The organism is Streptomyces sp. NPDC102259, from assembly GCF_044766465.1.
Lineage (GTDB): Bacteria > Actinomycetota > Actinomycetes > Streptomycetales > Streptomycetaceae > Streptomyces.
Window position 1 is genome coordinate 108,368 of sequence record NZ_JBIWMA010000011.1, and the last position, 13,444, is coordinate 121,811.

A 13,444-nucleotide genomic window follows, 5' to 3' on the forward strand; every position below is an offset into this window, starting at 1 on the left:
GGTCAGGGCGTGGGTTGCCTGCCTCTGAGGAATTACGCAACAATGGCGTTGTGAAATACGTCGGCGAGGCTCGGGAGACCCCCACGGGGACCCCCCAGGAAGAGATCGCGACCGGTGAGCGCTCGACGCGCAACCGGGTCGCGCGATCCATCCTGGACCACGGGCCCTCGACCGTCGCCGAGCTGGCCGGCCGGCTGGGCCTCACTCAGGCCGCCGTCCGCCGCCACCTCGACGCGCTCGTCGCCGACGACGTCGTGGCGGCCCGCGAGCAGCGGGTGTACGGAGCACGGACGCGCGGACGCCCCGCCAAGGCCTTCGCCCTCACCGACTGCGGCCGCGACGCCTTCGACCAGTCCTACGACACGCTCGCCGCGGACGCCCTGCGCTGGATCCAGGAGCGCTTCGGCGGGGAGGAGGCGGTCGTCGCCTTCGCCCGCGCGCGGATCGCCGAACAGGCCGCCGGGTACCGCCAGGCGATCGAGGCGGCCGCCCCGGAAGAGCGGACCGAAGCCCTGGCCAAGGCCCTGAGCGCGGACGGGTACGCTGCTACGGCGCGCAGCGCACCGGTCGGCGAGCAGCTGTGCCAGCACCACTGCCCCGTCGCCCATGTCGCCGAGAAGTTCCCGCAACTCTGCGAGGCGGAGACCGAGATCTTCTCCCAGCTGCTCGGGACACACGTCCAGCGACTGGCGACCATCGCCCACGGCGACGGCGTCTGCACGACGTTCATCCCCAAAGTTTCCACAGCCACTGACCACGCATCTGCAAGCACGGCCGGGAGGAACCCCGCATGACTCTCCCCACGGAGACTGCCCACCCCGAACTCGAGGGCCTGGGTAAGTACGAATACGGCTGGGCCGACTCCGACACGGCCGGCGCCTCTGCGAAGCGCGGCATCAACGAGGACGTCGTCCGGGACATCTCGGCCAAGAAGTCCGAGCCGGAGTGGATGACGAAGCTGCGCCTCAAGGGCCTGCGGCTCTTCGGCAAGAAGCCCATGCCCAACTGGGGCTCGGACCTGTCGGGCATCGACTTCGACAACATCAAGTACTTCGTGCGCTCCACGGAGAAGCAGGCGGAGTCCTGGGAGGACCTGCCCGAGGACATCAAGAACACGTACGACAGGCTCGGCATCCCCGAGGCGGAGAAGCAGCGCCTCGTCGCCGGTGTCGCGGCCCAGTACGAGTCCGAGGTCGTCTACCACCAGATCCGTGAGGACCTGGAGGAGCAGGGCGTCATCTTCCTCGACACCGACACCGCGCTGAAGGAGCACCCGGAGCTCTTCAAGGAGTACTTCGGCACCGTCATCCCGGTCGGCGACAACAAGTTCGCGTCGCTGAACACCGCGGTGTGGTCCGGCGGCTCCTTCATCTACGTGCCGAAGGGCGTGCACGTCGAGATCCCGCTCCAGGCCTACTTCCGTATCAACACGGAGAACATGGGCCAGTTCGAGCGGACCCTGATCATCGTCGACGAGGGCGCCTACGTGCACTACGTCGAGGGTTGTACGGCCCCGATCTACAAGTCGGACTCGCTGCACAGCGCCGTGGTCGAGATCATCGTCAAGAAGAACGCCCGCTGCCGTTACACGACCATCCAGAACTGGTCGAACAACGTCTACAACCTGGTCACCAAGCGCGCCGTGGCGTACGAGGGCGCGACCATGGAGTGGATCGACGGCAACATCGGCTCCAAGGTGACGATGAAGTACCCGGCCGTCTACCTGATGGGCGAGCACGCCAAGGGCGAGACCCTCTCCATCGCCTTCGCGGGCGAGGGCCAGCACCAGGACGCCGGCTCCAAGATGGTCCACATGGCGCCGAACACCTCGTCGAACATCGTGTCGAAGTCCGTGGCGCGTGGCGGCGGCCGTACGTCCTACCGCGGTCTCGTCGAGATCGGCGAGGGCGCCCACGGCTCCAAGTCCAACGTGCTGTGCGACGCGCTGCTCGTCGACACCATCTCCCGCTCCGACACGTACCCCTACGTGGACGTCCGCGAGGACGACGTGTCCATGGGCCACGAGGCCACCGTCTCCAAGGTCAGCGACGACCAGCTCTTCTACCTGATGAGCCGTGGCATGACCGAGTTCGAGGCGATGGCGATGATCGTGCGCGGCTTCGTCGAGCCCATCGCGAAGGAGCTGCCCATGGAGTACGCCCTCGAGCTCAACCGGCTGATCGAGCTCCAGATGGAGGGCGCGGTCGGTTAACCGACCGCTGTCCCCGTCAAGCCACTCACGCAAGAAAGCGAGCAGACCGACAGCCATGGCTGAGGCTCAAAATATCCCCGTCGGCTCCACCACCGCGGGCCAGATCGCGGTGGCCGCCGAGTCGACCGTCGCCACGCGCATGAGCGCGCCCGCGTCCTTCGACGTGGCGGACTTCCCGGTCCCGCACGGTCGCGAGGAGGAGTGGCGGTTCACGCCGCTGGAGCGGCTGCGCGGGCTGCACGACGGCACCGCCGTCGCGACCGGCGAGGGCGTCAAGGTCGCCGTCGAGGCGCCCGAGGGCGTCATCGTCGAACTCGTGGACCGCGACGACCCGCGCCTCGGGAAGGCGGGCACCCCGGTGGACCGGGTCGCCGCCCAGGCCTACTCCGCGTTCGAGAAGGCCGGCGTGGTCACCGTCCCCAAGGAGACGGTGCTCACCGAGCCGATCCGCATCGCGGTGCACGGCGAGGGCGGGGTCTCCTACGGCCACCAGGTCATCGAGCTGGGCGCCTTCGCCGAGGCGGTCGTCGTCATCGACCACACCGGTGACGCGGTGCTCGCCGCCAACGTCGACTACGTCCTCGGGGACGGCGCGAAGCTGACCGTCGTCTCCGTCCAGGACTGGGACGACAAGGCCGTGCACGTGGCCCAGCACAACGCGCTCGTCGGCCGCGACGCGAGCTTCAAGTCGGTCGTGGTGACCTTCGGCGGCGACCTCGTCCGCCTGCACCCGCGCGTGGCGTACGCCGGCCCCGGCGCCGAGGCCGAGCTGTTCGGTCTGTACTTCACGGACGCCGGTCAGCACCAGGAGCACCGCCTCCTGGTCGACCACAACGTCCCGCACTGCAAGTCCAACGTCGTCTACAAGGGCGCCCTCCAGGGCGAGGCCGCGCACGCCGTGTGGATCGGTGACGTGCTCATCGAGGCCCAGGCCGAAGGCACGGACACGTACGAGATGAACCGCAACCTCGTCCTCACGGACGGCGCGCGGGTCGACTCGGTGCCGAACCTGGAGATCGAGACCGGCGAGATCGTCGGCGCCGGGCACGCCTCCGCCACCGGCCGTTTCGACGACGAGCAGCTCTTCTACCTGATGGCCCGCGGCATCCCCGCCGACGAGGCCCGTCGCCTGGTGGTCCGCGGCTTCTTCGCCGAACTGGTCCAGCAGATCGGTGTCGACGACATCGAGGAGCGCCTGCTCGCCAGGATCGAGACCGAGCTGGAGGCCACCGTCTGATGGCCGACGACCGTGCCCGATTCATCCGGGCCTGTGGGCTGAGTGAGCTGACGGAGGACACCCCGACACGGGTGGAACTCGACGGCACGCCGGTCTCGGTCGTCCGTACCGAGGGGGAGGTGTTCGCCATCCACGACATCTGCTCCCACGCGAACGTCTCGCTCTCCGAGGGCGAGGTGGAGGACTGCCAGATCGAGTGCTGGCTGCACGGCTCCAGCTTCGACCTGCGCACCGGCAAGCCGTCCGGCCTTCCCGCGACGCGCCCCGTACCCGTATACCCCGTAAAGATCGAAGGGGACGACGTGCTCGTCTCCCTCACCCAGGAGTCCTGAGGTACCCATGGCAACGCTTGAAATTCGAGACCTGCACGTCACCGTCGAGGCCGACAACGCCACGAAGGAGATCCTCAAGGGCGTCGACCTCACCGTGAAGCAGGGCGAGACGCACGCCATCATGGGCCCCAACGGCTCCGGCAAGTCGACCCTCGCCTACTCGCTCGCGGGCCACCCGAAGTACACGATCACCGGCGGCACCGTGCTGCTCGACGGCGAGGACGTCCTCGAGATGTCCGTCGACGAGCGCGCCCGCGCGGGCCTCTTCCTCGCCATGCAGTACCCGGTCGAGGTCCCCGGCGTCTCCGTGTCGAACTTCCTGCGCACCTCCGCCACCGCCATCCGCGGCGAGGCCCCCAAGCTGCGCACCTGGGTGAAGGAGGTCAAGGAGGCCATGGAGCGCCTCAACATGGACACCTCCTTCGCCGAGCGCAACGTCAACGAGGGCTTCTCCGGCGGTGAGAAGAAGCGCCACGAGATCCTCCAGCTGGAGCTGCTCAGGCCGAAGGTCGCGATCCTCGACGAGACGGACTCCGGTCTGGACGTCGACGCCCTGCGCATCGTCTCCGAAGGCGTCAACCGCGTCCGCGAGACCGGCGAGGTCGGCACCCTGCTGATCACGCACTACACGCGCATCCTGCGCTACATCAAGCCGGACTTCGTCCACGTCTTCTCGGCCGGCCGCATCGTCGAGTCCGGCGGCGCCGAGCTCGCCGACAAGCTGGAGAACGAGGGCTACGAGGCATACACGAAGGGTGGCGTATCCGCGTGACGCAGCTGCCGGGCCTCCTCGACACCGAGGCGATCCGCAAGGACTTCCCCATCCTGGACCGACAGGTCCACGACGGCCGGAAGCTCGTGTACCTGGACAACGCGGCGACCTCGCAGAAGCCGCGCCAGGTACTGGACGCCCTGAACGAGTACTACGAGCGCTACAACGCCAACGTCCACCGCGGTGTGCATGTGCTCGCCGAGGAGGCCACGGCGCTGTACGAGGGTGCGCGCGACAAGGTCGCCGCGTTCATCAACGCGCCGAGCCGCAACGAGGTGATCTTCACCAAGAACGCCTCCGAGTCGCTCAACCTCGTGGCGAACATGCTGGGCTGGGCCGACGAGCCCTACCGCGTGGACGCCGAGACCGAGATCGTCATCACCGAGATGGAGCACCACTCCAACATCGTGCCGTGGCAGCTGCTGTCGCAGCGCACCGGCGCGAAGCTGAAGTGGTTCGGCCTGACCGACGACGGCCGGCTCGACCTCTCCAACATCGACGAGATCATCACCGAGAAGACGAAGATCGTCTCCTTCGTGCTGGTGTCGAACATCCTCGGCACCGTGAACCCGGTCGAGGCGATAGTGCGCCGCGCGCAGGAGGTCGGGGCCCTGGTCCTGATCGACGCCTCGCAGGCCGCGCCGCACATGCCGATGGACGTCCAGGCCCTCCAGGCCGACTTCGTGGCCTTCACCGGCCACAAGATGTGCGGCCCGACCGGCATCGGCGTCCTGTGGGGCCGCCAGGAACTGCTCGAGGACCTTCCCCCGTTCCTCGGCGGCGGCGAGATGATCGAGACGGTGTCGATGCACTCGTCGACCTACGCCCCGGCGCCCCACAAGTTCGAGGCGGGCACCCCGCCGATCGCGCAGGCGGTCGGTCTGGGCGCGGCGATCGACTACCTGTCCGCGATCGGCATGGACAAGATCCTCGCCCATGAGCACGCGATCACCGAGTACGCGGTGCGTCGTCTGACCGAGGTCCCCGACCTGCGGATCATCGGCCCGGCGACGGCCGAGGACCGGGGCGCGGCGATCTCCTTCACGCTCGGCGACATCCACCCGCACGACGTGGGCCAGGTGCTGGACGAGCAGGGCATCGCGGTCCGGGTGGGGCACCACTGCGCCCGGCCCGTCTGCCTGCGCTACGGAATTCCCGCGACCACGCGAGCGTCGTTCTATCTGTACTCCACCCCGGCCGAGATCGACGCTCTGGTCGACGGTCTGGAGCATGTACGGAACTTCTTCGGCTGAGGGGCGTGAGCTGAGACCGTGAAGCTGGACTCGATGTACCAGGAAGTCATCCTGGACCACTACAAGCACCCGCACGGGCGTGGTCTGCGCGACGGGGACGCCGAGGTGCACCATGTGAACCCGACCTGCGGCGACGAGATCACCCTCCGGGTGAAGTACGACGGCACGAAGATCGAGGACGTCAGCTACGAGGGCCAGGGCTGCTCCATCAGCCAGGCGAGCGCGTCCGTCCTGAACGACCTTCTGGTCGGCAAGGAGCTGGCCGAGGCGCAGAAGATCCAGGAGACCTTCCTGGAGCTGATGCAGTCCAAGGGCAGGATCGAGCCCGACGACGCGATGGAGGAGGTGCTGGAGGACGCGGTCGCGTTCGCCGGCGTCTCCAAGTACCCGGCCCGGGTGAAGTGCGCCCTCCTCAGCTGGATGGCGTGGAAGGACGCGACGGCCCAGGCCCTGGGCGGAGCCGACGCCGAAAGGAAGACGGCATGACCGAGACGATTGAGATGAAGCCGGCCTCCGAGGAGGAAGTCCGCGAGGCGCTGTACGACGTCGTCGACCCTGAACTGGGCATCGACGTCGTCAACCTCGGGCTGATCTACGGCATCCACATCGACGACGCGAACATCGCGACGATCGACATGACCCTGACCTCGGCGGCCTGTCCGTTGACGGACGTGATCGAGGACCAGGCGAAGTCCGCCACGGACGGCCTGGTCAACGAGCTGCGCATCAACTGGGTCTGGATGCCGCCGTGGGGCCCGGACAAGATCACGGACGACGGCCGCGAGCAGCTTCGCGCGCTGGGGTTCAACGTCTGAGATCCGTTCGAGAGCTTCGTTCGAGAGCTTCCCCCGCACACGAAAGCGGCGGCACCCACCGGGTGCCGCCGCTTCTCGTATGTGCTCAGGTGCTCAGGTGTTCGTCTGTGCTCAGGTCTCGTGGGTGCTCAGGCCAGCCCGTCCACCAGGTTGAACGAGAAGTCCTCGCGGTAGTTGGAGCCGTAGCCGAACGCGTCCAGGCGCAGCGCGAAGTTCTTGTGGCGCAGGAACCGGCCGGGGTAGTTCACCGACTCCAGCATGACCGCGCCGGAGGAGTAGGAGGAGGGGACGGTGCAGAACGTGGCGTCCTGCTTGAAGAGGGTGGAGCCGTCGTTGCGTTCGGCCCGCAGGACGAAGTCGCGGTGGCGCAGGTACTTTCCGTCCGCCGTGACGAAGGTGGAACAGGAGCTGTCGGCCAGGCCCTTCACCACGCTGAAGGTGGAGTCCGCACGTGACTCCGAGCCGCCGACCGGGTCGAGTTTCACCAGGCCGCCGCTCACGTGCCAGTAGCGGTCGGGGTAGTTGAGCGAGCGGACCGAGCGCTGCGTGGCGGCCGGTCCGGGAGTGGACGGCTTCGTCGTCGACGACGCGGACGGCACGGCCGGGGCGTGGGGCGTCGAACTGCCCTGCGCCTCGGGGGAGGAGGTCTTCGGCGACGCGGTCGCGGACGCGGTCGGGCTCTTCTTCCCCGTCGGCGTCGTGGACCCGCTCGCGGAGGGGCTGGCGAAGGAGATCAGGCCGCCCTCCGTCTCCTCGTCCGACAGTGTCTGTCCCTGCCGTGCCTCCGACTTGTCGTCAACGGGCTTGTCGTTCAAGGCGATTGTGGTCACGCACGCCACGATGGTGGCCACGGCGAGACCGCCGGCCAGCCAGAGGCGCCGTGTTCCGGGTGCCCGGGAGGTGTCCGGGGCCCAGCCGTTCTCCCAGGGTTGCTCCTGGGACGGCCGGGACTTGTTTTCTGGCATGCGCTGTTCCTCCAGCGGTACCCCTGACGGCTGCCGCGGCTGCGATGGCCCGGTGTGTGAACGGTGAAACAGTAGTGGAACGTGTGGCTCAGGTTCAGCCGTTTGGGTGAGCGCTTTCCATAACGCTTTCGACTCCGGGGCGACTTGGGGCCGCGGCCCCCGTGGTGGCGAGGATCGCGGAAGTACCGGACGGCGCCGATGTGTACGACCGTACGCATCGTTGTGTACGCTCGTACACATGGGATACCTGACGCTGGCCGGCGCCATCGCCGCCGAGGTGGCCGCGACCACCGCCATGAAGTACAGCGACGGCTTCAGCAGGCTCTGGCCCTCGCTTCTGACGGCCTCCGGCTATGTCGTCTCGTTCCTGCTCCTTGCCCAGACCCTCAAGACCGTCGGCATCGGCACGGCGTACGCGATCTGGGCCGGGGTCGGCACCGCGGCCATCGCCGTCATAGGTCCGGCCCTGTTCGGGGAGTCCCTGACGCCCACCAAGGCCGTCGGCATCCTGCTGATCGTCGGGGGAGTGGTCGTGCTGAACCTGGGGGGTGCGCACTGATGCCCCGGCGTCACGACCCCGAGCGGCGGCAGCGGATCATCGACGCGGCGATCCGGGTCGTCGGGGAGAAGGGGCTGGCCGGGCTGAGCCACCGCTCGGTCGCCGCCGAGGCGGACGTGCCCCTCGGCTCCACCACCTACCACTTCGCCACCCTCGACGAACTGATGATCGCCGCCCTGCGGCAGGCCAACGAGGGCTTCGCCAAGGCGGTCGCGGCGCACGGCGGGCTGACGGACACCCGCCTCGACCTGCCGGCCGAACTGGCCGGACTGCTCGGCGAATGGCTGGCCGGCGAGCGCACCGGCGTCGAGCTGGAGTACGAGCTGTACCTGGCCGCCCTGCGACGGCCCGCGCTGCGCCCCGTCGCCGCCGAGTGGGCCGAGGACCTCGCCGCCCTCCTCGCCGGGCACGTCGACCCCCTCACCGCACGCGCGCTGGTCGCGCTGATGGACGGGATCTGTCTCCAGGTGCTGCTGACGGACGCGCCCTACGACGAGGTGTACGCGCGAGAAGCGCTGACACGGCTCATTCCCGCCGCCCCCGGGCCCGCCGCTGCCTCCGGTCTCCGCGCTGCCCCCACTGCCCCTGGTTCCCCCGCTACCCCCGCTTCCCCTCCGGGTCGGCGTCCTCGCCCAGGCGCCGGACGACGCTGAGCGCCTCCTCGACACTCCCCGCCACGTCCGTCACCGGATACTGCACGTGCCGTACGACCCGCTCCCGGTCCACGACCAGGGTCAGCCGCTTCAGCCGGCTCGCCCCCGCCGCCCGGAACGTCGGCAGCCGCAGCGCGGTGATCAACGCCAGCTCGGCGTCGGACAGCAGCGGAAAGCCCAGCCGCTCCTCCTCCGCGAACGCGCGCTGCTCGTCCGGACGTTGGGTGGACACTCCGTGCACCGCCGCGCCCGCCGCACGGAACCCGGCGAGCCGGTCGCGGTAGGAGCGGGACTCCAGCGTGCAGCCCGGGGCGCCCGGGATGTCCGTCCAGCCCGGCGGGTAGGCGTCGGGGCGGGCGTAGGCGCCGGGGAAGCAGTAGAGAACGGTGTGGAGGGCGTCGTCGGCGACCGGATCGCGCGGCGAGCCCTGGTCGTCGACCAGCCGGAGACCGGGCAGCCGGGTGCCCGCCAGCGCGTGCACGCGCCGGGCCTCCGCGGACGCCTGCTCGGCCGTGGCCGTGGTGCCGCCGTCACCCAGGACCCAGGCGTCGCCCCAGTCCTGGAGGGCGACCAGGACGGGCAGCAGGGCCCGGCCGCGCGGGGTGAGGCGGTACTCGTGGCGCACCGGGCGCTCCTGGTACGGCACCTTCGCGAGCACCTCCGCCTCGACGAGGAGCCGCAGCCGCTCGGTCAACACCTTCCGGGACAGGCCGAGTTCGCGCTGGAGCTCGTCGAACCGGTGCACTCCGCGCGCCGTGTCCCGGACGATCAGCAGGGTCCACCAGTCCCCGACGACGTCCAGCGCCTGCGCGATGGCGCAGCCGGAATCCTCCAGGCTCGTCCTGCGGGCCATGGGGCCTCCTCCCGTCGCCGACGGCCATGCTGACACAGTTGGTTCCCAAGGGAAACTCACCAGGCGGGCGGGGGCGTGCGGCCCGCGTCCTGAGACACCGCTGTGCGGGTTGGCCTCTGCGGCCCCCCGCCGGTTAGGTTGCCCTCATGACCGACACGACTGTTCCCCGCACCACCGGCGCCGCGGCCGCAGGCCTCGCCACGATCGCCGCCGACGGCACTGTTCTCGACACCTGGTTCCCCGCGCCCGCGCTCGTCGCCGAGCCCGGCCCGTCCGGCACCGAGCGCCTGTCCGCCGAGAAGGCCGTGGAGCTGCTCGGCGAGGGCGCGGCGAAGGCGATCGGTCCCGACGCCCGCCGGGCGGTCGAGGTGGTCGCGGTCCGCACGGTCATCGCCTCGCTCGACGACAAGCCGCTCGACGCGCACGACGTCTACCTGCGTCTGCACCTGCTCTCCCACCGGCTGGTGAAGCCGCACGGGCAGAGCCTGGACGGCATGTTCGGCCACCTCGCCAACGTCGCCTGGACCTCGCTCGGCCCGGTCGCCGTCGACGACATCGAGAAGGTCCGTCTGAACGCCCGCGCGGAGGGCCTGCACCTCCAGGTCACCTCCATCGACAAGTTCCCGCGGATGACGGACTACGTCGCTCCGAAGGGCGTCCGGATCGCCGACGCCGACCGGGTCCGCCTCGGCGCCCACCTCGCCGAGGGCACCACGGTCATGCACGAGGGCTTCGTCAACTTCAACGCGGGCACGCTCGGCACGTCGATGGTCGAGGGCCGCATCTCCGCGGGCGTCATCGTCGGCGACGGCTCGGACATCGGCGGCGGCGCCTCCACGATGGGCACGCTGTCCGGCGGCGGCAACGTGATCATCTCCATCGGCGAGCGCTGCCTCGTCGGCGCCGAGGCGGGCGTCGGCATCGCCCTCGGCGACGAGTGCGTGGTCGAGGCCGGTCTGTACGTCACCGCGGGCACCCGGGTCACCATGCCCGACGGCCAGATCGTCAAGGCCCGCGAGCTCTCCGGCGCCTCGAACATCCTCTTCCGCCGCAACTCGGTCACCGGCGCGGTCGAGGCCCGCCCGAACAACGCGGTATGGGGCGGCCTGAACGAGATCCTGCACAGCCACAACTGATCATGGGCGGCCGTGACCCGCGGCCGTCCGACCGATCAACTTCCCGATCCGCGGCCGAGCTGTCGGCAGCCGTCGGCGTCGGTCATCGTCGAGCGCCCTTCCCCGCCCGCCCCGGTGCGGCCCGGAAGGGCGCTCGCGTGTGTGTCGGCGTGTGCGTCGGCGAGCGGATCGGCGGCCGGCGGCTCCTGGGCGCGGGCGCTCGCCCGGGGGCCCGCACGCCGGGCCGGGGTTCGTCAGGCGGGCAGTGCGGCCGCGAACTCCGCCAGGGTCGTGAAGTCCTCCTCGCGCAGGCCGAGTCGGGGGTCCACGTGGTGCAGGAGAGCCGGCGCCGGGTGGTGGGTGGTCACGTACGTCGTGTCGGCGGGGGACTGTTCGTCGTCCACCCAGGCGAAGGGGCGGCCCGCCGCGTGGGCGACGATCGCCGCCGTCTTCCAGTGGACTCCGTCGGCCCGGTGGGCGAAGAGCGCCTCGCCGAAGTCGACGTACGGCAGCTCCGGCAGCCCCACCACCGGCGCGATCCAGCGGTTGGCCTGGTCCATCCAGGTGGTCGCCCAGCACAGGTCGTAGGGGAGGCGGAGCAGGGCGGCGCCGTGCCCGGGGTGCAGCCAGACCCGCAGCGGCCGCTCACGGCCCACGGACGCCCTGATGGTCGTATAGCCCGCCGGTCGTTTCGAAGGCCGGGCCGCGTACGGGTTGAGGGGACCGTCGACGTCGAGGTAGAGCAGCGGTCGGCTCATGTAGGCACCGTACGCGGGCGCGGGCGGGCGGCCGACGGAATTTCGGGTGGGGCGGCATAGCGGGGGCGGGGGGTGCGCGTCTCAAGAGGTGCAGGGGGGCGGGCAGCGGGCCCGGTCCCGGGGGAAGAGAAGGTGACGATGGATGCCGAGGAGCTGGAGAGCTTCCGACATTTCGTGGACAGCAGATCGTCGGCGCTGCTGAGGACGGCCGTCCTGCTCAGCGGCGGCGACCGGCACTCCGGTGAGGATCTGCTCCAGAACGCCCTGGCGAAGGCGGCCGGCCGCTGGCACCGCATCGAGGAACCCGAGGCCTACGTACGGCAGGTGCTCTACCGGCAGCAGATCAGCCGCTGGCGTCTGAAGTGGCCCCGGCGCGAGGTCAGCGTCGCCGAACCGCCGGACAGCGGGGCCGGCCTGGACGCGTCCTCGGCCGCCGAACTGCGGGTCGTGATGCGCGCGGCCCTGTCCCGGCTGACCGCGCGCCAGCGCACCGTGCTCGTGCTGCGCTATTTCGAGGATCTGCCGGAGGCCGAGGTGGCCGGGCTCCTCGGCTGCTCCGTGGGCACCGTCCGGTCCACCACACACCGCTCCCTCGCCCGGCTGCGCGCCCTCGCGCCGGAGCTGGCCGCCCTCGGCCACGCGGACGCCGAAAGGGCGCCGTCCAGTGACTTCTCGCCCGTGGAGGTGCGTCCGTGAACGTCGACGAACTCGTACGCGACTCCCTGCGCGAGCAGGCCGACGAGCAGCCGCCCGCCGGGGCCGGACTCGCCGACCGGGTCCTCGCCCTGCGTCGGCGGCGCCGCGCCCGGCGGTTCGTGTCCGTGGCGGCAGTGACCGTCGCCGTGGTGGCCGTCGCCGTGGCGGTGCCGAGGCTGGACTCCGGTGGCCCGACCGATGTGCGCCCCGCCGACGTCACACAGCCCACCCGGATCACCGCGCACCCGGACCAGTCGCCGCCGCGCGACCTGATCGCCGCCGGGCGGACGGCGCTGGCCGCGTACTACGCGACGACCGTCGTCCCGCAGACCGCCGAGCGGGCGGTGTCGACGCGCACCTACTGGCTGCTGAACCCGACCACGCAGAAGTACGTGAAGACCACCGCGTGGTCGTGGGTCGCGGTCGCGCCGGGGCTGCGCACCGCCGCCGTCCTGGAGCAGAACCTGCCCGTCCGCCGGATCGGCCTGCTCGACCTGGCCAGCGGCGAGGTCAAGCGGTGGATCCCGGTCGAGCAGGCCGTCGGCGGGCTCGCGTTCTCGCGGGACGGCCGGGAGCTGGTCGCGACGACGTACAGCGCGAACCCGGACCTGCGGGTCAAGTCCGAGGGCGGCACCGGGGGCTGGGACGCGCCCACGGCGCAGTCGTACCGCACCGGTTTCTACGTCTTCGACGTGGCCTCCGGGAGCGGCTCCTGGAGCGAGGTGAGGCCCGGCACGGACATGAACGACCCCACCGCCTTCCTCAACAGCCGCCAGGACTTCGCCTTCAGCCGTGACGGCAGCCGCATCTGGTCCGGTCTGCCCTCGGAGCCCGGCCACCAGTTCTACGACCGGCAGGGCGCGAAGGTCGGCCCGCCCGCGGGCGAGAAGTATCTGTCGTGGTTCGTCGACGCGGGCCTCTCGCCCGACGGCAGGAGGCTCGCCGGTGACTTCGCGGGCAAGAAGTACAAGTCGTCCTCCTGGATCGTCGACCCCCGGACCGGGAAGAACCTCGTCGAGACGCACGGCCAGCAACTGCTCGCCTGGGCCGACGACTCCACCCTCGTCGCCTGGGACGTCGGCCCGGACGGCAACGAGTACCACCAGCGGCTGGTGCTGGTCACCCTCGACAGCGACGAGGTCGTCCCGCTCAGCGACTTCCGGGCGGTCAAGGACGACAGCCTCGGACGCTGGACGCCGATCTTTGCGGACCGCTGACTGGCCC

General features: G+C 70.2%; 16 protein-coding genes. 13 read left to right on the forward strand and 3 right to left on the reverse strand.

Annotated features, from left to right (window positions below):
• Positions 1-50 precede the first annotated feature (50 nt).
• From ACIRPU_RS24770 to ACIRPU_RS24805, 8 genes are read left to right on the forward strand one after another with little or no spacing between them, the layout of a single operon-like run.
• Positions 51-794 carry a helix-turn-helix transcriptional regulator gene (locus ACIRPU_RS24770; RefSeq protein WP_403870924.1) on the forward strand — a complete coding sequence of 248 codons (744 nt, stop codon included), beginning with the start codon at positions 51-53 and terminating at the stop codon, positions 792-794.
• Positions 791-2,212, forward strand: coding sequence for a Fe-S cluster assembly protein SufB (sufB, locus tag ACIRPU_RS24775; protein WP_351764464.1), 1,422 nt, complete (start codon positions 791-793; stop codon positions 2,210-2,212). The genes ACIRPU_RS24770 and sufB overlap by 4 nt, the downstream gene beginning before the upstream one ends.
• Before the next feature lie 55 nt (positions 2,213-2,267).
• Positions 2,268-3,449, forward strand: a complete 1,182-nt coding sequence (sufD, locus tag ACIRPU_RS24780; RefSeq protein WP_403870928.1) for a Fe-S cluster assembly protein SufD — start codon at positions 2,268-2,270, stop codon at positions 3,447-3,449.
• On the forward strand, positions 3,449-3,781 hold the full coding sequence (locus ACIRPU_RS24785; RefSeq protein ID WP_384124515.1) for a non-heme iron oxygenase ferredoxin subunit: 333 nt from the start codon (positions 3,449-3,451) through the stop codon (positions 3,779-3,781). Before sufD ends, ACIRPU_RS24785 begins: the two co-directional genes overlap by 1 nt.
• 7 nt (positions 3,782-3,788) lie before the next feature.
• Complete coding sequence (gene sufC / locus ACIRPU_RS24790) at positions 3,789-4,553, forward strand: Fe-S cluster assembly ATPase SufC (protein WP_062649693.1); 765 nt, start codon at positions 3,789-3,791, stop codon at positions 4,551-4,553.
• Positions 4,550-5,806 carry a cysteine desulfurase gene (locus ACIRPU_RS24795; protein ID WP_385554469.1) on the forward strand — a complete coding sequence of 419 codons (1,257 nt, stop codon included), beginning with the start codon at positions 4,550-4,552 and terminating at the stop codon, positions 5,804-5,806. The genes sufC and ACIRPU_RS24795 overlap by 4 nt, the downstream gene beginning before the upstream one ends.
• A gap of 18 nt (positions 5,807-5,824) precedes the next feature.
• Entirely contained in the window at positions 5,825-6,292 is a 468-nt protein-coding gene (sufU, locus tag ACIRPU_RS24800) for a Fe-S cluster assembly sulfur transfer protein SufU (protein WP_355703834.1), read from the forward strand.
• Complete coding sequence (locus tag ACIRPU_RS24805; RefSeq protein WP_355703835.1) at positions 6,289-6,621, forward strand: metal-sulfur cluster assembly factor; 333 nt, start codon at positions 6,289-6,291, stop codon at positions 6,619-6,621. The genes sufU and ACIRPU_RS24805 overlap by 4 nt, the downstream gene beginning before the upstream one ends.
• Positions 6,622-6,749: 128 nt before the next feature.
• On the opposite strand, the gene ACIRPU_RS24810 is transcribed toward ACIRPU_RS24805, so the two are convergent.
• The gene (locus ACIRPU_RS24810; protein WP_403870933.1) at positions 6,750-7,586 is read right to left on the reverse strand and encodes an AbfB domain-containing protein; all 837 of its coding nucleotides are present in this window, start codon (positions 7,584-7,586) and stop codon (positions 6,750-6,752) included.
• Between the two features lie 238 nt (positions 7,587-7,824).
• Between ACIRPU_RS24810 and ACIRPU_RS24815 the strand changes: the two genes are divergently transcribed.
• Together ACIRPU_RS24815 and ACIRPU_RS24820 are read left to right on the forward strand one after the other, a co-directional pair.
• The gene (locus tag ACIRPU_RS24815; protein WP_351764471.1) at positions 7,825-8,145 is read left to right on the forward strand and encodes a multidrug efflux SMR transporter; all 321 of its coding nucleotides are present in this window, start codon (positions 7,825-7,827) and stop codon (positions 8,143-8,145) included.
• A complete protein-coding gene (locus ACIRPU_RS24820; RefSeq protein WP_403870937.1) occupies positions 8,145-8,798 on the forward strand; it encodes a TetR/AcrR family transcriptional regulator in 654 nt (217 codons plus the stop codon). The genes ACIRPU_RS24815 and ACIRPU_RS24820 overlap by 1 nt, the downstream gene beginning before the upstream one ends.
• Here ACIRPU_RS24820 and ACIRPU_RS24825 read toward each other — a convergent pair.
• Positions 8,743-9,651, reverse strand: coding sequence for a winged helix-turn-helix transcriptional regulator (locus tag ACIRPU_RS24825; protein ID WP_403870940.1), 909 nt, complete (start codon positions 9,649-9,651; stop codon positions 8,743-8,745). The two genes, ACIRPU_RS24820 and ACIRPU_RS24825, sit on opposite strands and share 56 nt — an antisense overlap.
• 146 nt (positions 9,652-9,797) lie before the next feature.
• Between ACIRPU_RS24825 and dapD the strand changes: the two genes are divergently transcribed.
• A complete protein-coding gene (gene dapD, locus ACIRPU_RS24830) occupies positions 9,798-10,787 on the forward strand; it encodes a 2,3,4,5-tetrahydropyridine-2,6-dicarboxylate N-succinyltransferase (protein WP_355703839.1) in 990 nt (329 codons plus the stop codon).
• A gap of 233 nt (positions 10,788-11,020) precedes the next feature.
• On the opposite strand, the gene ACIRPU_RS24835 is transcribed toward dapD, so the two are convergent.
• Complete coding sequence (locus ACIRPU_RS24835) at positions 11,021-11,524, reverse strand: hypothetical protein (protein ID WP_403870943.1); 504 nt, start codon at positions 11,522-11,524, stop codon at positions 11,021-11,023.
• A 138-nt stretch (positions 11,525-11,662) separates the two neighbouring features.
• Between ACIRPU_RS24835 and ACIRPU_RS24840 the strand changes: the two genes are divergently transcribed.
• Together ACIRPU_RS24840 and ACIRPU_RS24845 are read left to right on the forward strand one after the other, a co-directional pair.
• Positions 11,663-12,220, forward strand: a complete 558-nt coding sequence (locus ACIRPU_RS24840) for a SigE family RNA polymerase sigma factor (RefSeq protein WP_355703841.1) — start codon at positions 11,663-11,665, stop codon at positions 12,218-12,220.
• A complete protein-coding gene (locus tag ACIRPU_RS24845; RefSeq protein ID WP_403870948.1) occupies positions 12,217-13,437 on the forward strand; it encodes a WD40 repeat domain-containing protein in 1,221 nt (406 codons plus the stop codon). Before ACIRPU_RS24840 ends, ACIRPU_RS24845 begins: the two co-directional genes overlap by 4 nt.
• The last annotated feature ends 7 nt before the right edge of the window (positions 13,438-13,444 follow it).